The following is a 16,742-nucleotide window of genomic DNA, read 5'->3' as shown; positions in this document are numbered from 1 at the left end:
CGCCGGGCGACGGCGCCTGTTGTCGGCGTGATGACCTCACCGGCAGGAAGGAGCCATGCCATGGCACGCTATTCGGATGTGCGGAACTCAGGCGAGCGGTATTCGGATGATCGCGGCATGGGCTGGCTGTCCGTGCGCGGGTTGGCGATGATGGCGGGCGGGGCGGCGCTGGCTGTGGTGGCGAGCCGGCTTCTGCCGCCGGTGGTGGCGCAGATGGCCGGGTCGGCGCGGGCGTCGTCCGGCCGTGACGCCTTCGACGCGCTGATCAACGACCACCGCCACATCCAGTCCCTGCTGAACGAGATGGTGCAGACGCCGATCGACGCGACGATGCGGCGGACCCAGTTGTTGCTTCGCCTGAAACGGCGGCTCGCCGCGCACGCCATGGCGGAGGAGGACGTCGTCTACCCGATGCTGCACGACCAGGCGCACAAGCAGGACGACACCAGGCAGCTCTACGGCGAGCACGCCGAGATGAAGATGCACCTGTTCACACTGGAACGGCTGCCGAAGGACGACCCGCGCTGGCTCGCCGTCGCCCACGAACTGAAGCGCATCGTCCAGGGCCACATCCGGCAGGAGGAGGAGATCGACTTCCCCGCCCTGCGCAACGCCCTGGACCAGGGCGAGACGGCGGTGATGTCCGGCAGCGTCGCGCGCGAGAAGGCCCTCATCCTCTGAACGCAGCGAAAGACGCTGACCCGATGGGCGGAATCCGGCGACGGCGGAACGCTCCGTCCGCCGGTCCTGTTGTCGAACCTGCATGTCACGCCAATTCAGCGGGGAACATCCATGAGAGCTTTGGTCTGGCACGGCGCCAACGACATCCGGTGCGACACGGTCCCGGATCCGCAGATCGAGCATCCACGCGACGCGATCGTCAAGGTGACGACCTGCGCCATCTGCGGGTCGGACCTGCACCTGCATGACCACTTCATGCCGGGCATGGAAAAGGGCGACATCGTCGGCCATGAGTTCATGGGCGAGGTGATGGAGGTCGGGGCCGAGGCCAAGGGCGCCCTGAAGGTGGGCGAGCGGGTGGTGGTCCCCTTCACCATCTTCTGCGGCGAATGCGACCAGTGCAAACGCGGCAACTACTCGGTCTGTGAACGGTCCAACCGCAACAAGGCGCTGGCCGACAAGGTCTTTGGCCACACCACCGCCGGGCTATTCGGCTACACCCACCTGACCGGCGGCTACGCCGGCGGGCAGGCCGAATATGTGCGGGTGCCCTTCGCCGACCACACCCACATCAAGGTTCCCAACGGGTTGACCGACGAACAGGTGCTGTTCCTGGGCGACATCTTCCCCACCGGCTGGCAGGCGGCGGCGCAGTGCGACATCCAGCCGACCGACACCGTGGCGATCTGGGGCTGCGGCCCGGTCGGGCAGATGACGATCCGCAGCGCCGTGCTGCTGGGCGCCAAGCAGGTCGTCGCCATCGACCGGGTGGCGGAACGCCTGTCGATGGCCAAGGCCGGCGGCGCCATCACCATCAATTTCGAAGAGGAGAGCGTCGTCGAACGGCTGAACGAGCTGACCGGCGGCAAGGGTCCGGAGAAGTGCATCGACGCCGTCGGCATGGAGGCGCACGCCACCGCCACGCTGGACAGCATGATGGACCGGGCCAAGCAGGCGTTGATGCTGGAGAGCGACCGGGCGCACGTCCTGCGCGAGATGATGTATGTCTGCCGCCCGGCCGGCACGCTGTCGATCCCGGGTGTCTATGGCGGGCTGGTCGACAAGATCCCGTTCGGCATGTCGATGAACAAGGGGCTGACCTGGCGCATGGGCCAGACCCACGTCAACCGCTGGACCGACGACCTGCTGCACCGCATCCAGGACGGGCAGATCGACCCGTCCTTCGTCATCACCCACACCGAACCCCTCGAAAACGGACCCGAGATGTACAAGACCTTCCGCGACAAGCGCGATGGTTGCATCAAAGTGGTCCTCAAGCCCTGAGGTGACGTCATGGCTCTTTACGACCGATCATCGCCCGCCGACAGCATGGCCCGCGGCCTCGGCTGGTTCAGCATCGGCCTCGGCGCCGCCGAACTGGTGGCGGGGCGCAGCCTTGCCCGCTGGATGGGCATGGAGGACAAGTCCGCCTTGATCCGCGCCTATGGCCTGCGCGAGATCACCGCCGGCGTCGGATTGCTGGCGCTGGGCGATCCGAAGCCGTGGATCTGGGGCCGGGTCGCCGGCGACGCCGTCGACATCGCCACCCTGGCGTCCGCGGTCGGGGACGACAACCCGCGGGCGGGCAACGCGCGCATCGCGCTGGGCGCGGTGATGGCCGCCACGGCGCTCGACCTTGTCTGCGCGGCGAAGCTCCACCAGGAGGAAACCGCGGCCTGGAGCCCGCCGCCGGACTATGGCGACCGCAGCGGCTTCGCCCGCCCGGTCGACGCCATGCGCGGCACGGCGAGCGACGCCCCGATCGGCGACGACATGCGGACGCCGAAGATCCTCCAGTTCCAGCCGGCGGGGCAATCCCAGGCTTCATCCCAGCCTTCCAGGGCGTTCTGACCTCCCATGCATCCGGCCGACCTGTTCATGACGCTGTGGCGGCGGCTGGAGACGCGGCGTGCGGCGGTCCACGCCCTGGCCGGGCGGCTGGAGGCCGACCACGAACGCTCCGGCCGCCTCGCCGCCCAGGCGGCGGAGCGCCTGCGCGACGGTGCGGCGGCGCTGGCGCATTGGGTGCCGGAGGGGGATGACGACGCCGCGCTGGAACGCGCGTTAGCGGCGGCGCAGGCAATCGACCGCTGGTTCGCGCCGCTCGCCTCCTGGTACGACACCCCGTCCTCGACCGACCATCCCCTCGCCAGTGCGCGGGTCGAGGCGCTGCGGCGCTACAACCGCGACAGCCGCTTCAACGCCGATCCCGGCGACGGGCAGTTGATCCTGCGGCCCGGCCTGCTGGCACGGGCGCTCAACATCCGGGAGACCGCGCCGCCGCCCGCCGATTCCGACCCGTTCGATCCGGTCGACCTGTTCCAGACCCTGTTGGTGGTGCCGCCCAGCCTGACCATCGGCGCCCGCCATGACGGCGATCCCGAACGCCGCATTGCCGTGCAATACCATCGCGTCGCCGGGGCGGCCGACCAGACCCCGGCCGATCCCGACTGGACCCCGGTGATCAGCGTCGTGCCGCTGGCCGAGGCGGAGGACGACCTCGCCATCCGACAATTCCGCCGCGACGGCGAGGATTGGTACGATCCCATCCCACGCGCGCTGGGCCAACGCGCCGCCGACGCCATCGCGGCGCTGGCCGAGCGGGGCGCCACCATCGTTCTGTTCCCCGAGGTGTCCGTTCACCCCGACACGCTGGTCGCCATCAAGGACGCCCTGCGCCGGCAGGCGGTCGACGGGTCGATCCGCTACGCGCTGGTCGGCGTCAAGGACGACGGTGCCGACAGCGAAGGCGGCCGGCCGCGCAACCGCGCGCTGCTGCTCGACCGCCGCGGGGAGGAGATCGCGCGCCAGACCAAGCTGCATTGCTGGGACCTCGACAGCGACCAATGCCGGTCCTACGACCTGCGCGACCGCAACGGCCGGCTGCTCGACTGCGCCAAGGAGGACATCGCAACCGGCGACCGCTTCACCATCGTCGAGCTGCCCGATTTCGGCCGGCTCGCCGTCGCCATCTGCGAGGATCTGGGACGGACGGAGCCCAGCGCCTGGATCACGTCGGGCATGATGGTCGACTGGCTGGTGACGCCGGTGATGGACAGCGGCCTGACCACCGAGCGCTGGCAGGCGCGCGAAGGCGGCGCCTCGTCGCGCACCGGCGGGTGCCGGGTGATCGTCGCCAACAGCATGGCGCTGTCGCACCGCTTCAACCGCTATTGCCGCCGGAACGGCCAGGAGGAGGCGATCATCCGCGACTGCGGTGTCGCCCTGCTGTTCCAGCCGCGGGCGAGCCAATCCAGCGCGCCGCACATCGCCTGCCTGACGCTGGACCTGGAGGACCCCTCCCCCGGCCATGTCCACGCCCGCTGGGAGCCGGACCGCTGGCCGACGCTGCCCGACCCCGAGCCGGAAGAAGGATCCGACGCATGACCGGCTTCGACGCCGCGATCCGCTCGCTGACCGACGGGCTGCTCGCCGCCATCGAGCAGGACCGCTGGCGGGAGGCCGACGCCGAGCTGGACACGCTGGCGCAGGAGGCGATGGCTGCGGCGCTTCAGGGCCGGACCGACGAGATGGAGGTCATCGCCCGGCTGACCGCCCGTTGCCACACCGCGCTGGCCCTGCGCGAGGGGTTGAGCGCCGAGGCGATGCACCGGCTCGGCCAGTTGCGCACCATCGCGGTGATGGTCGCCGCTGCCCGCAGCCGCAGGCCGCCGCGCCCGGCGGCGACGCTGGCCGGGGACGGCACGCCGGCGGCGGCCGTGCTGGCGGCGTTGCGGCGCGGTCCGCTGACCGGGCAGGAGTTGGTCGCCGCGACCGGCCTGTCGTCCGACGCGGTGGCGCGGGCGCTGCCGGAACTGCGCGCCGCCGGCCTCGTCCGCTCCTGGCCGGCCGGGCGGCTGACCGTCAACGCGCTGGCCGGAGACGGGGACGGCTCACGCGCCCCGGACGCTGGCGGCGGGTGAACCGCCGGACGGCCCCCTTTCGATTGTAAGACCTGTCTTAAGATTGACCGCTTCCGGAACGGCACCCGCTGCCCGCGGCGGCACGTCCTGCCACCGGCGCTATGCCGGCCGGGCGCATCGCAGCCCATCGGGACAGTCACCCGTACCAAATCCCGCCCCCGCATGTTCACCAGGGGCATCGCGTCCCTTTTCCGATGGAACCGATGGATTTCCTGACCTCCTCGACGGTGATCGCCTTCGCGGCCCCGCTGTTTGCCATGGCCGTGGCCCTCGCCGCCCATCAAATTCTGCTGCGCATCCTGCAACGGCTGTTCCGCCCGGACAACGCGCCGGTGCTGAGCCGCGTTGTCCGCTGCGGCAGCCACGCCACCCGTTTCGCCGTCGCCTTCGCCGTCCTGCTCGCCGCGGTGCCGGCGCTGCCCCTGCCCGCCACGGCGATGGAGATGGTGGCGCGCGCCGTCGGCATGTGCTTCATCGGCGCGCTGGGCTGGACCATCGCCGCCAAGGTCGGGGCGGTGTTCGACGCCTATCTGCACCGCAGCGGCCCCAACGAAAGCGGATCCGAATGGCGGCGCCGGCGCACCAAGCTGACGGTGTTCCGCCGGCTGGCGCTGCTGACCATCATGGCGCTCACGGTGGGCTTCATGCTGATGACGGTGCCGCTGGTGCGAACCATCGGCATCAGCCTGTTCGCCTCGGCCGGCGTCGCCGGCATCGTGCTCGGCATCGCCGCGCGGCCGACCATCGCGAACCTGATCGCCGGCATCCAGATCGCGCTGACCCAACCGATCCGCATCGGCGATTCCGTGGTCGTCGAAGGGGAATGGGGCAATGTCGACGAGATCACCTCGACCTATGTCGTGGTGCGCATCTGGGACGACCGCCGGCTGATCGTGCCGCTGGGCTATTTCCTGGAGAAGCCGTTCCAGAACTGGACCCGCGACGCGCCGAACATCCTGGGATCGGTGATGCTGTACGTCGATTACTCGGTGCCGATCCCGGCGTTGCGCGACCATCTGCGGGCGGTGCTGGACAGCACCAGCCTGTGGGACAAGCGGGTGTGGAACCTCCAGGTCACCGACCTGAAGGAACGCACGATGGAACTGCGCGCCCTGGTCAGCGCCCCCGACGCCGGCACCGCCTGGGACCTGCGCTGCCTGGTGCGCGAGGAGATGATCCGCTTCCTGACCGAGCGCTACCCCGGTTCGCTGCCGCGCGAACGGCTGGACGTCGCCCGTTCGACGGTGGAGCGGGCGGCGGAACGGTCCTTTCCGGAACCGGAGCGGATCAACGGGCAGGCCTGAGGCGTTACCAGCACCCCGCCCGTCGCCCACCACGGAGTCTCCCGATCGTGGCCCTGGTCTTTTCCACACCATTCGCGTCGCTTCCCGCCGTCATTGGCGGACCCGCATGAGGGGCGTGGCCATCCTCCTGGCCGCGCTGCTGCCGGCTTCGGTCGCGCTGGCGGCCGCGCCGGGGGCCGGCGGCGCATCGCCGGCGCCATCGGAAACCATCCTGATCGCCCAGATCGTCGTGCTGATCCTGACCGGCCGGCTGCTGGGCGAGGTGATGCAGCGCATTGGCCAGCCTGCCGTCATGGGGCCGCTGATCGCCGGAATCCTGCTGGGCCCCACCGCGTTGGGCAGCCTGTGGCCCGGCGCCCAGCACGCGCTGTTCCCCTCCGCGCCGGCGCAGACCGGCATGTTGAACGCGGTGTCGCAGATCGGCGTCCTGCTTCTGCTGCTGCTGGCCGGCATGGAGACCGACCTGTCGCTCATCCGCCGGGTGCGGCGGGCGGCCTTCAGCGTGTCGCTGACCGGCATCTTCGTGCCCTTCGCCTGCGGCTTCGCGCTGGGGCAGTTCATCCCCGATGCGATGCTGCCGAACCCGGACCAGCGGCTGATCGCCTCGCTGTTCCTGGGAACCGCGCTGTCGATCTCGTCGGTGAAGATCGTCGCCATGGTGGTGCGCGAGATGAACTTCGTCCGCCGCAACGTCGGTCAGGTCATCCTGGCGTCGGCCATCATCGACGACACCATCGGCTGGATGATCATCGCCATCACCTTCGGGCTGGCGGCGCAGGCGACCTTCGAATGGACGTCGCTGGCGGAAAGCGTGCTGGGCACCGTGGCGTTCATCGCGCTGAGCCTGACGGTCGGGCGCCGGCTGGTCGCGCGGGTGATCCGCTGGACCAACGACAGCCTGGTCAGCGAGGCGCCGGTGCTGTCCGCCGTGCTGGTCATCATGGGGCTGATGGCGCTGGCGACCGACGCCATCGGCGTCCACACCGTGCTGGGCGCCTTCGTCGCCGGCATCCTGGTGGGGTCCTCGCCGATCCTCACCCGGCGGATCGACGACCAGTTCCGCGGGGTGACGACCGCCCTGTTCATGCCGGTGTTCTTCGGCGTCGCCGGGCTGAAGGCCGACCTGACCATCCTGGCCGACCCGATGCTGCTGGGCCTGACCGCCGGGCTGGTGCTGATCGCCAGCATCGGCAAGTTCACCGGCGCCTTCATCGGCGGCTGGATGGGCGGGCTCGACCGGCGGGAGGCGCTGGCGCTCGCCACCGGCATGAACGCGCGCGGCTCGACCGAGGTGATCGTCGCGTCGATCGGCCTGTCGATGGGGGTGCTGACCCAGGAACTCTTCACCATGATCGTCACCATGGCGATCCTGACGACGCTGGCGATGCCGCCGACCCTGCGCTGGGCGCTGCGCCGCCTGCCGATGGGCCGGGAGGAGAGCGAACGGCTGGAGCGCGAAGCCTTCGAGGCCAAGGGCTTCGTCCCCAATGTGGAGCGCGTGCTGCTGGCGGTCGACGAAACCCCGCCCGGCCGCCTCGCCGCCCGGCTGGCCGGCATGCTGGCCGGCCTGCGCGGCGTGCCGGTCACGGTGGTCGGCCTCACCGAGACGGCTCCCGCGGCCGACGCCACCGAAGCCGATGCCCGCCAAACCGACAGCCCCGACACCGGGCATGAGGCGGTGATCCTCGCCAGCGTCGAAGCCACGCAGGAGCGCACCACCAAGCCCGACGAACCGTCGCCGGAGGTCGAGGTGCTGACCCGCCCGTCCGACATGCCCGCCGAGGACATCATCGAGAGCGAGGCGACCAAGGGCTACGACCTGCTGATGGTCGGGACGGAGGAGGAGACGCGGCCGGTGGCCGACCTGCCGGCCCGCCTGTCGGAGCTGGCGAACCGTTTCGACGGGCCGCTGGCCGTGGTGTCGGCCCGCGGGACGCACCAGGACCGGCCGGTCGACGGGCGCCTGGACATACTGGTGGCGGTCAGCGGCACCGAGGTGTCCCGCCGCGCCGCCGAGGTGGCGCTGGCGCTGGGCCGTGCGGGCGACGCGCCGGTCACCGTGCTGTATGTCGGGCTGACGGCGGTCCGCGCCTCCCGCCGCAACCACCGGCAGGCCCGGCGCGACGCCGAGGCGGCGCTGGACGAGATCTCCGGAATCGCCGAGCGCTATGGCCGCTCGGTCCGCACCATCGCCCGCACCGACCTGTCGGCCGAGGACGCGGTGATGGAGCAGGCCCGCCGCGGCGGACACACGCTCGTCGTGATGGGGGTCAGCCGACAGGGCAACGAGGTGCTGTCCTTCGGCGCCGTGGCCGGCGCCCTGCTGGAGCACGCCGACCGCTCGCTCCTGTTCGTCGCCACCTGAGGTGGCGGCGACGAACAGGAGCGTCGTGCCCGGCTACGACGACAGCGTCTTGTTCAGGCGCAGCGCCACCAGGGTGCAGACCGCGCCCGACAGCAGGTAGGCGCCCGACGCGATCAGCCCGAAATGGCTCGACAGGATGAGGGCGACGAAGGGGGCGAAGCCGGCGCCGAACAGCCATGCCAGATCCGAGGTCATCGCCGAACCGGTGTAGCGGTAGTGGCGCGAGAAGCTGGAGGCGACCGACCCCGAGGACTGCCCGAAGGACAGGCCGAGGATCACGAAGCCAAGGATCATGAACACCAGCTCGCCGACCTTGCCGCCGTCGAGCAGCTGCGGGGCGAAGCCGCTGAACACCGCGATGGCGGCGGCGCTGCTGCCCAGCAGGGTGCGCCGCCCGACCCGGTCGGCGACATAGCCCGACGCGAAGATGGCGGCGATGCCGAAGACCGCGGCGATCGACTCGATGATCAGGAAGGAGGCGGTTTCCTCCTTGGTGAACAGGAAGATCCAGGACAGCGGGAAGACGGTGACCATATGGAACAGGGCGAAGCTGGCCAGCGGCGCGAAGGCGCCGACGACGACCCGCTTGCCCTCCATCCGCAGCGTGTCCATCACCGGGGCCGGCTGCAGCTCCCGGCTTTCGAACAGCCGGGTGAATTCCGGCGTCACCACCAGCCGCAGGCGGGCGAACAGCGCCACGACGTTGATGGCGAAGGCGACGAAGAACGGGTAGCGCCAGCCCCAGCTGAAGAAATCCTCCGCCGACAGGCTGGCGACGAAGTAGGCGAACAGCCCGCTCGCCACCATCAGCCCGATCGGCGCGCCGAGCTGCGGGATCATCGCGTACCAGCCGCGGCGGTTCTCCGGCGCGTTCATCGCCAGCAGCGAGGCCAGACCGTCCCAGGTGCCGCCGAGCGCGATGCCCTGGCCGACGCGCGACAGCGCCAGCAGCCACGCCGACGCCACGCCGATGTCGGCGTAACCCGGAAGGAAGGCCAGCGACACCGTCGACCCGCCGAGCAGGAACAGGGCGATGGTCAGCTTGACGCTGCGGCCATGGGCGCGGTCGACCGCCATGAAGATGAAGCTGCCGATCGGTCGCGCGACGAAGGCCAGCGCGAAGATGGCGAAGGACCAGAGCGTTCCGGTCAGCGGGTCGACGTAGGGAAACACCAGTTTCGGGAACACGATCACCGAAGCAATGGCGTAGACGAAGAAGTCAAAAAACTCGGATGTGCGGCCAATGATCACGCCAATCGCAATCTCACCGGGGTTGACCCCGTGATGCCGCGCGTTCACCAGCCTCGCATCGCGTTCACCCGCCGCAATCGATGAAGTCATCATGTCGGCTCCGGCTGCGCTGTTTCTATTGTATGATCCGCAGATCACACAATATGTCACCCCAACATTCTAGGGTGAGTCAAGCGCGCAGGAGTCGGCATTGGACAAATTGTCCAATGTCCACACCGTGGTGCGGTCGCTAGCTCTCTCCCCAAAGCAAACCTTTGCTAAAAGGTCCCGCCTTGAGCCGTTATCGCGCTATAGCCCTGCTGCCAGTGATGGCCGCGCTGAGTGGCTGCAACCTGGTCGTGCTGAACCCATCCGGCGACGTCGCCAGCCAGCAGGGAGACCTCGTGGTCATCTCCACCCTGCTGATGCTGCTGATCATCGTCCCCGTCATGGCGCTTACCGTGCTGTTTGCCTGGCGCTATCGCCAGTCCAATAGCACAGCGCGCTATGAACCGGACTGGGACCATTCGACGCAGTTGGAACTGGTGATCTGGGCGGCCCCGCTGCTGATCATCATCTGCCTCGGTGCCATCACCTGGGTGGCCACCCACAAGCTCGACCCCTACCGGCCGCTCGACCGCATCGCGGCCGACAAGCCGATCGCCGCCGGCGCCAAGCCGCTGGACGTCCAGGTGGTCGCGCTCGACTGGAAATGGCTGTTCGTCTATCCGGAATACGGCATCGCGTCGGTGAACGAGATGGCGGCCCCGGTCGACCGGCCGATCCGCTTCAGCATCACCGCCTCCACGGTGATGAACTCCTTCTACGTTCCGGCGCTGGCGGGGCAGGTCTACGCCATGCCGGGGATGGAGACGAAGCTGCACGCCGTCATCAATCAGGCCGGCACCTACAAGGGCTTCTCGGCCAACTACAGCGGCGCCGGCTTCTCGCACATGCGCTTCGCTTTCCACGGCCTGTCCGACGCCGACTTCGGCGGCTGGGTGGCCAAGGTGAAGGCCGACGGCGGCGCGCTCGACCGCAACGGCTACCTGACGCTGGAGCAGCCGAGCGAGAACGCCCCGGTCCAGCATTTCGGCAAGGTCGATCCGGAGCTGTTCAAGGCGGTCGTCAACATGTGCGTCCGCCCCGGCACCCTGTGCATGAGCGACATGGCGGCGATCGACGCCGCGGGCGGCCTGAACGCCGGCGGTCTCGCCGCGGTGAACGGGCTGATGAAGGCCAGCGCCCTGACCGCCTGGCCGGACGGCCGCTCGGCCACCGGGCTGTGCACCGTCGCCGAAGCGGTCGACGCCGCGGCCGCCCCCATCGCCGGCGCGGATCTGCGCCCCTCCTTCACGCCGAGCAGCGCGCCTTCGACCGGGTATCCGGGCGGGGCGCCGCGGCTGGCCAATCCCTGATTGGGCACACCGGCAATGTTCGACATCTCGTCACTGACCCATTTCGTCTTCGGGCGCCTCAGCCTGGAGTCGCTCCCCTATCACGAACCCATCCTGGTCGCGACCTTCGCCGCCGTGATGCTCGGCGGCGCGGCGCTGGTCGCCGGGCTGACCTATTTCAAGCTGTGGGGCTACCTGTGGACGGAGTGGTTGACCTCCGTCGACCACAAGCGGATCGGGATCATGTACATGATCCTGGGGCTGGTCATGCTGCTGCGCGGCTTCGCCGACGCGGTGATGATGCGCATCCAGCAGGCCATCGCCTTCAACGGCAGCGAGGGCTACCTGCCGGCCCACCACTATGATCAGGTCTTCACCGCCCACGGCGTGATCATGATCTTCTTCGTGGCGATGCCGCTGGTGACCGGGCTGATGAACTACGTCGTGCCGCTGCAGATCGGCGCCCGCGACGTGTCCTTCCCGTTCCTGAACAACTTCAGCTTCTGGATGACGGTCGGCGGCGCCGTGCTGGTCATGATGTCGCTGTTCATCGGCGAGTTCGCGCGCACCGGCTGGCTGGCCTACCCGCCGCTGTCCGGGCTGGAGGCGAGCCCCGACGTCGGCGTCGACTACTACATCTGGGCCCTACAGGTGGCGGGTGTCGGAACCACGCTGTCCGGCATCAACCTGATCTGCACCATCGTCAAGATGCGCGCGCCGGGCATGACCATGATGAAGATGCCGGTCTTCACCTGGACCTCGCTCTGCACCAACGTGCTGATCGTCGCCTCCTTCCCGATCCTGACCGCCGTGCTGGTCCTGCTGTCGCTCGACCGCTATGTCGGCACGCACTTCTTCACGAACGACATGGGCGGCAACCCCATGATGTACGTGAACCTGATCTGGATCTGGGGCCATCCGGAAGTCTACATCCTGATCCTGCCCTGCTTCGGCATCTTCTCCGAAGTGACCTCGACCTTCTCGGGCAAGAAGCTGTTCGGCTACACCTCGATGGTCTACGCGACCGTCGTCATCACCATCCTGTCCTACCTGGTGTGGCTGCACCACTTCTTCACCATGGGCTCGGGCGCCAGCGTGAACTCGTTCTTCGGCATCACGACGATGATCATCTCGATCCCGACGGGTGCGAAGATCTTCAACTGGCTGTTCACCATGTACCGCGGCCGCATCCGGTTCGAGCTGCCGATGATGTGGACGATCGCCTTCATGCTGACCTTCGTCATCGGCGGCATGACCGGCGTGCTGCTGGCGGTGCCGCCGGCCGACTTCGTCCTGCACAACAGCCTGTTCCTGATCGCCCACTTCCACAACGTCATCATCGGCGGCGTGCTGTTCGGCCTGTTCGCCGGCATCGCCTACTGGTGGCCGAAGGCGTTCGGCTTCAAGCTGAACGTGTTCTGGGGCAAGCTGTCCTTCTGGTTCTGGGTGGTCGGCTTCTACGCCGCCTTCATGCCGCTCTACGTCCTGGGCCTGATGGGCGTCACCCGCCGCCTGCGCGTGTTCGAGGACCCGTCGCTCCAGATCTGGTTCGTCATCGCCGCCATCGGCGCCGCGCTGATCGCCGCCGGCATCGGCTGCTTCCTGATCCAGATCGCCTACAGCGTCTGGAAGCGGGAGGAACTGCGCGAGGTGACCGGCGACCCGTGGGATGGCCGCACGCTGGAATGGGCGACCTCCTCGCCGCCGCCGGGCTACAACTTCGCCTTCACGCCGGTCATCCACGACAACGACGCATGGTGGGACATGAAGAAGCGCGGCTACAAGCGCCCGCTGGAGGGCTTCCGCCCGATCCACATGCCCAGCAACACCGGCACCGGCGTCATCCTGGCCGGGATCAGCGTGGCCTTCGGCTTTGCCATGATCTGGCACATCTGGTGGCTGGCGGCGCTGAGCTTCCTCGGCCTGCTGGCGGTCGCCATCGGCCACACCTTCAACTACAACCGCGACTTCCACATCCCGGTCGATGACGTCATCCGGACCGAGAGCGAGCGGACCCGGCAGCTGTCCGGGCAGGTGCAAGCATGACCACGACCGTCAACACCCTGCGCAGCGGCGACGCCCCCGATTTCTATGTGAGGGACGAGGTCGCGCACGAAGGCGGCAGCACCGCGCTGGGCTTCTGGATCTACCTGATGAGCGACTGCCTCATCTTCGCGGTCCTGTTCGCCACCTATGGCGTGCTCAGCACCAGCTACGCCGCCGGGCCGACGCCCAAGGAGCTGTTCGACCTGCCGCTGGTGGCGGTCAACACCTCGATGCTGCTGCTGTCCTCCATCACCTACGGCTTCGCCATGCTGGCGATGGAGCGCGGGCGGACCGGGCAGACCCAGGCGTGGCTGGCGATCACCGGGCTGTTCGGCCTCGCCTTCCTCGGCATCGAGCTGACCGAGTTCGCGCACATGATCCATGAGGGCGCCGGCCCGTGGCGCAGCGCCTTCCTGTCGTCCTTCTTCACGCTGGTCGGCACCCACGGTCTGCACGTCACCTTCGGCACCGTCTGGCTGGTGACGCTGATGGTCCAGGTCGCCCGCCGCGGCCTGATCCCCGCCAACCGCCGTCGCCTGATGTGCCTCAGCATGTTCTGGCACTTCCTGGACGTCATCTGGATCGGCGTCTTCACCTACGTCTACCTGATGGGAGTGCTGCGATGAGCACCCACGCGCACAGCGACCACCACGGCCACGGCGCGCATGGCGGCCACGGCCACGACCAGGGGCACGGCGACGGGCACGCCCACGGCAGCTTCGGCAGCTACATGATCGGCTTCGTGCTGTCGGTGATCCTGACGGCGATCCCGTTCTGGCTGGTGATGAACGGGACGCTCGACAACGGCACCACCACCGCGGTGGTCCTCGGGCTCGCCCTGGTGCAGATCATCGTCCACATGGTGTATTTCCTGCACATGAACAGCCGCTCCGAAGGCGGCTGGACCATGCTGGCGCTGATCTTCACCCTGATCGTGGTGGTGATCATGCTGGCCGGGTCGCTGTGGGTGATGTACCACCTGAACGCCAACATGATGCCGGGCATGAGCCACGACATGAGCCGGATGCCGTGAGCCCTGCCGGCCGCATCGACCCGCAGCCGGCACCGCCACCCGCCGGTGGCACGACGAAGGGGGCCCGCCCGGTCTGGGCGCTGGCCCTCTTCGGCGTTCTGGCCCTGGCCGGGATCGCCGGGCTGACCGCGCTCGGCGTCTGGCAGCTCGAACGGCGGGTGTGGAAGCTCGACCTGATCGAGCGGGTCGACGCCCGCATCCACGCCGCCCCGGTCGCCACGCCGGGACCGGACACTTGGCCCGCCGTCACCGCCGCCAAGGACGAGTACCGGCGGGTCCGCGTGACCGGCCGCTTCCTGAACGACCGCGAAACGCTGGTGCAGGCCGTCACCGATCTGGGCGGCGGGTTCTGGGTGCTGACGCCGTTGCGGACCGACGACGGCTTCACCGTGCTGGTCAACCGCGGCTTCGTGCCGCCGGAAAAGCGCGACCCGGCCAGCCGGGCCGCCGGACAGCCGGAGGGCGAGACCAGCATCACCGGCCTGCTGCGGATGACCGAGCCGAAGGGCGGCTTCCTGCGCGCCAACGACCCGGCCGCCGGCCGCTGGTTCTCCCGCGACGTCGCCGCCATCGCCGCCGCCCGCGGTCTGGGCGAGGTGGCGCCCTACTTCATCGACGCCGACGCCACGCCGAACCCCGGCGGTGGCCCGGTCGGCGGCCTGACCGTCGTCAGCTTCCCCAACAGCCACCTCGGCTACGCGCTGACCTGGTTCGCGCTGGACCTGATGCTGATCGGCTGGGTTGCGCTGGTCGCCCGCAGCGAAGCACGCCGCCGGCATCGCCTGTCCTGACCGCCGCGACGGCCCCGGCTGCGGTTCCATCCCGGCTTGATTAGCCTATATAATGGTCGGGAGGCTAATGTATCCGGTGAGGAGCAGGACGATTTCTGTGCGCGACACGACCGACCGGAAGAACCTGTTCCTGCTCGTCCAGTTACGCTGGCTCGCCGTGGTCGGTCAGGTGGTGACGATCCTGATCGTGCATGTCCAGATGGGCATCGCCCTGCCGCTGCAGCCGATGAGCGCCGTCGTGGTCTTCCTGATCGCGCTCAACACCGCCAGCCTCGTCCAGATCCGCCGCAAGTCGTCGGTGTCCAACACCCAGCTGTTCCTGGAACTGCTGATCGACGTCTTCGCGCTGACCGTTCAGCTCTATCTCAGCGGCGGGGCGACGAACCCGTTCATCTCGCTCTACCTGCTGCAGGTGGCGCTCGGCGCGGTGTTGCTGGAGGCGTGGTCGGCCTGGGCGCTGGTGCTGGTGGCGACCGCCGGTTTCACCTGGCTGACCGGCACCTACCGCGCCCTGCCCCTGCCGCACCAGCTTGAGGGGGGGCTGTTCAGCCTGCACATCCAGGGCATGTTCATCTGCTTCGTGCTGGCGGCCAGCCTGCTGGTGCCCTTCCTCACCCAGATCAACCGCAACCTGCGCGCGCGGGACGCCTATCTGGCGGAACTGCGCCAACGCTCGATGGAGGAGGCGCACATCGTCCGCATGGGCCTGCTGGCGTCCGGCGCCGCGCACGAGCTGGGGACGCCGCTCGCCACCCTGTCGGTCATCCTCAACGACTGGCGACGCATGCCGGCGCTGACGGCCGACCCCGACCTGTCGGAGGAGATGGCGGAGATGCAGAGCCAGATCGACCGCTGCAAGGCGATCGTGTCCGGCATCCTGCTGTCGTCCGGCGAGGCGCGCGGCGAGGGCACGGTCCGCACCACGGTCCGTGACTTCATGGACGATCTGGTGGAGGACTGGCGGTGCAGCCGCTCCCCCGCCCGTTTCGACTACGAGAACGCCTTCCGGTCGAAGGAACGGATGATCTCCGACCTCGCGCTGAAGCAGGTGCTGTTCAACGTGCTCGACAACGCGCTGGAGGCGTCGCCGGGCTGGATCGGCGTCGCGGTGCGCCGGCAGGGCGACAATCTGGTCGTCGCGGTGAACGACGCCGGCCCCGGCTTCGACGACGCCATCCTGGCCGAACTGGGCAAGCCCTATCGGTCGACCAAGAACCGTCCGGGCAGCGGACTCGGCCTGTTCCTGGTGGTAAACGTGCTGCGCAAGCTGGGCGGCACCGTGTCGGCCAAGAACCGCAGCGGCGGCGGCGCCTCGGTCACGCTGACCCTGCCGCTGTCCACCCTGTCGCCGGAAGGCACCGATGGACACTGACCGCACCCTTCTGATCGTCGAAGACGACGATTCCTTCGCCCGCGCGCTGCGGCGGTCGTTCGAACGCCGCGGCTACGCCGTGCATGCCTGCGGCGGGCTGGAGGAGATGCGCGGGCTGCTCGACGCCGTCCGCCCGGGCTACGCCGTCGTCGACCTGAAGCTCGGCAACGGGTCGGGGCTGGAGTGCGTCAAGGAGCTGCACGAGGTCGATCCCGCGGCGAAGATCGTCGTGCTGACCGGCTTCGCCAGCATCGCGACGGCGGTCGAGGCGATCAAGCTCGGCGCCTGCCACTATCTGGCGAAGCCGTCCAACACCGACGACATCGAAGCCGCCTTCGACCGGACGGAGGGCGACACCTCGATCGCCCTGGCGGCGCGGACGACGTCGCTGAAGAACCTGGAATGGGAACGCATCCACGAGACGCTGGTGGACACCGGCTTCAACATCTCGGAAACGGCGCGCCGGCTGGGGATGCATCGGCGGACGCTGGCCCGCAAGCTGGAGAAGAAGCGGGTGCCGTGAGGGTGGCTGTGTCGGTTGGCCCCCTCCCCATCCCTCCCCCGCCTTTGGCGGGAGAGGGGGCGGAATGCTTGTCGGCG

The 16,742-nt window shown here is 68.8% G+C and carries 15 protein-coding genes; 14 read left to right on the top strand and 1 reads right to left on the bottom strand.

The genetic code is table 11. The features are described 5' to 3' along the window. The first annotated feature begins 60 nt into the window (after positions 1–60). The 7 genes from TSO352_RS13480 to TSO352_RS13450 all read left to right on the top strand — a co-directional run bounded on the left by TSO352_RS13480 (position 61) and on the right by TSO352_RS13450 (position 8,273). On the top strand, positions 61–681 hold the full coding sequence (locus TSO352_RS13480; protein ID WP_109107832.1) for a hemerythrin domain-containing protein: 621 nt from the start codon (positions 61–63) through the stop codon (positions 679–681). A gap of 111 nt (positions 682–792) precedes the next feature. After that, the gene (locus TSO352_RS13475) at positions 793–1,965 is read left to right on the top strand and encodes a zinc-dependent alcohol dehydrogenase (protein ID WP_109107831.1); all 1,173 of its coding nucleotides are present in this window, start codon (positions 793–795) and stop codon (positions 1,963–1,965) included. A 9-nt stretch (positions 1,966–1,974) separates the two neighbouring features. Then, entirely contained in the window at positions 1,975–2,532 is a 558-nt protein-coding gene (locus TSO352_RS13470; RefSeq protein ID WP_109107830.1) for a cyclase dehydrase, read from the top strand. 6 nt (positions 2,533–2,538) lie between these two features. After that, positions 2,539–4,068 carry a nitrilase-related carbon-nitrogen hydrolase gene (locus tag TSO352_RS13465; protein WP_109107829.1) on the top strand — a complete coding sequence of 510 codons (1,530 nt, stop codon included), beginning with the start codon at positions 2,539–2,541 and terminating at the stop codon, positions 4,066–4,068. Continuing rightward, the gene (locus tag TSO352_RS13460) at positions 4,065–4,604 is read left to right on the top strand and encodes a MarR family transcriptional regulator (protein ID WP_109107828.1); all 540 of its coding nucleotides are present in this window, start codon (positions 4,065–4,067) and stop codon (positions 4,602–4,604) included. Before TSO352_RS13465 ends, TSO352_RS13460 begins: the two co-directional genes overlap by 4 nt. A gap of 203 nt (positions 4,605–4,807) precedes the next feature. Continuing rightward, positions 4,808–5,908 carry a mechanosensitive ion channel domain-containing protein gene (locus TSO352_RS13455; RefSeq protein WP_109107827.1) on the top strand — a complete coding sequence of 367 codons (1,101 nt, stop codon included), beginning with the start codon at positions 4,808–4,810 and terminating at the stop codon, positions 5,906–5,908. Between the two features lie 115 nt (positions 5,909–6,023). Further along, the gene (locus tag TSO352_RS13450) at positions 6,024–8,273 is read left to right on the top strand and encodes a cation:proton antiporter (protein WP_199231594.1); all 2,250 of its coding nucleotides are present in this window, start codon (positions 6,024–6,026) and stop codon (positions 8,271–8,273) included. 33 nt (positions 8,274–8,306) lie between these two features. Here TSO352_RS13450 and TSO352_RS13445 read toward each other — a convergent pair whose 3' ends face one another. Beyond that, a complete protein-coding gene (locus TSO352_RS13445; RefSeq protein ID WP_348770614.1) occupies positions 8,307–9,524 on the bottom strand; it encodes an MFS transporter in 1,218 nt (405 codons plus the stop codon). A 308-nt stretch (positions 9,525–9,832) separates the two neighbouring features. Here TSO352_RS13445 and cyoA point away from each other — a divergent pair, with 308 nt between their 5' ends. The 7 genes from cyoA (at position 9,833) to TSO352_RS13410 (ending at position 16,665) form a co-directional block, all read left to right on the top strand. Next, positions 9,833–10,921, top strand: coding sequence for a ubiquinol oxidase subunit II (gene cyoA, locus TSO352_RS13440; protein WP_199231593.1), 1,089 nt, complete (start codon positions 9,833–9,835; stop codon positions 10,919–10,921). A 15-nt stretch (positions 10,922–10,936) separates the two neighbouring features. Then, positions 10,937–12,946 carry a cytochrome o ubiquinol oxidase subunit I gene (gene cyoB / locus TSO352_RS13435; protein ID WP_109107823.1) on the top strand — a complete coding sequence of 670 codons (2,010 nt, stop codon included), beginning with the start codon at positions 10,937–10,939 and terminating at the stop codon, positions 12,944–12,946. Beyond that, complete coding sequence (gene cyoC, locus TSO352_RS13430; RefSeq protein WP_109107822.1) at positions 12,943–13,572, top strand: cytochrome o ubiquinol oxidase subunit III; 630 nt, start codon at positions 12,943–12,945, stop codon at positions 13,570–13,572. The genes cyoB and cyoC overlap by 4 nt, the downstream gene beginning before the upstream one ends. After that, the gene (gene cyoD / locus TSO352_RS13425) at positions 13,569–13,979 is read left to right on the top strand and encodes a cytochrome o ubiquinol oxidase subunit IV (RefSeq protein WP_109107821.1); all 411 of its coding nucleotides are present in this window, start codon (positions 13,569–13,571) and stop codon (positions 13,977–13,979) included. The genes cyoC and cyoD overlap by 4 nt, the downstream gene beginning before the upstream one ends. Further along, positions 13,976–14,770, top strand: coding sequence for an SURF1 family protein (locus TSO352_RS13420; RefSeq protein WP_348770613.1), 795 nt, complete (start codon positions 13,976–13,978; stop codon positions 14,768–14,770). The genes cyoD and TSO352_RS13420 overlap by 4 nt, the downstream gene beginning before the upstream one ends. Before the next feature lie 97 nt (positions 14,771–14,867). Then, the gene (locus TSO352_RS13415; protein ID WP_247872079.1) at positions 14,868–16,142 is read left to right on the top strand and encodes an ATP-binding protein; all 1,275 of its coding nucleotides are present in this window, start codon (positions 14,868–14,870) and stop codon (positions 16,140–16,142) included. Continuing rightward, a complete protein-coding gene (locus tag TSO352_RS13410; protein ID WP_109107819.1) occupies positions 16,132–16,665 on the top strand; it encodes a response regulator transcription factor in 534 nt (177 codons plus the stop codon). Before TSO352_RS13415 ends, TSO352_RS13410 begins: the two co-directional genes overlap by 11 nt. Positions 16,666–16,742 lie beyond the last annotated feature (77 nt).

It is taken from the genome of Azospirillum sp. TSO35-2 (assembly GCF_003116095.1).
Classification (GTDB): Bacteria; Pseudomonadota; Alphaproteobacteria; order Azospirillales; family Azospirillaceae; genus Azospirillum.
The sequence above is the reverse complement of the archived record's forward strand: the minus strand, read 5'-3'. Positions and strand labels throughout refer to the sequence as shown.

Coding starts and splice junctions, on each gene's coding strand:
- TSO352_RS13480 (WP_109107832.1), top strand. CDS start 61: ATGGCACGCTATTCGGATGTGCGGAACTCAGGCGAGCGGTATTCGGAT.
- TSO352_RS13475 (WP_109107831.1), top strand. CDS start 793: ATGAGAGCTTTGGTCTGGCACGGCGCCAACGACATCCGGTGCGACACG.
- TSO352_RS13470 (WP_109107830.1), top strand. CDS start 1,975: ATGGCTCTTTACGACCGATCATCGCCCGCCGACAGCATGGCCCGCGGC.
- TSO352_RS13465 (WP_109107829.1), top strand. CDS start 2,539: ATGCATCCGGCCGACCTGTTCATGACGCTGTGGCGGCGGCTGGAGACG.
- TSO352_RS13460 (WP_109107828.1), top strand. CDS start 4,065: ATGACCGGCTTCGACGCCGCGATCCGCTCGCTGACCGACGGGCTGCTC.
- TSO352_RS13455 (WP_109107827.1), top strand. CDS start 4,808: ATGGATTTCCTGACCTCCTCGACGGTGATCGCCTTCGCGGCCCCGCTG.
- cyoA (WP_199231593.1), top strand. CDS start 9,833: ATGGCCGCGCTGAGTGGCTGCAACCTGGTCGTGCTGAACCCATCCGGC.
- cyoB (WP_109107823.1), top strand. CDS start 10,937: ATGTTCGACATCTCGTCACTGACCCATTTCGTCTTCGGGCGCCTCAGC.
- cyoC (WP_109107822.1), top strand. CDS start 12,943: ATGACCACGACCGTCAACACCCTGCGCAGCGGCGACGCCCCCGATTTC.
- cyoD (WP_109107821.1), top strand. CDS start 13,569: ATGAGCACCCACGCGCACAGCGACCACCACGGCCACGGCGCGCATGGC.
- TSO352_RS13410 (WP_109107819.1), top strand. CDS start 16,132: ATGGACACTGACCGCACCCTTCTGATCGTCGAAGACGACGATTCCTTC.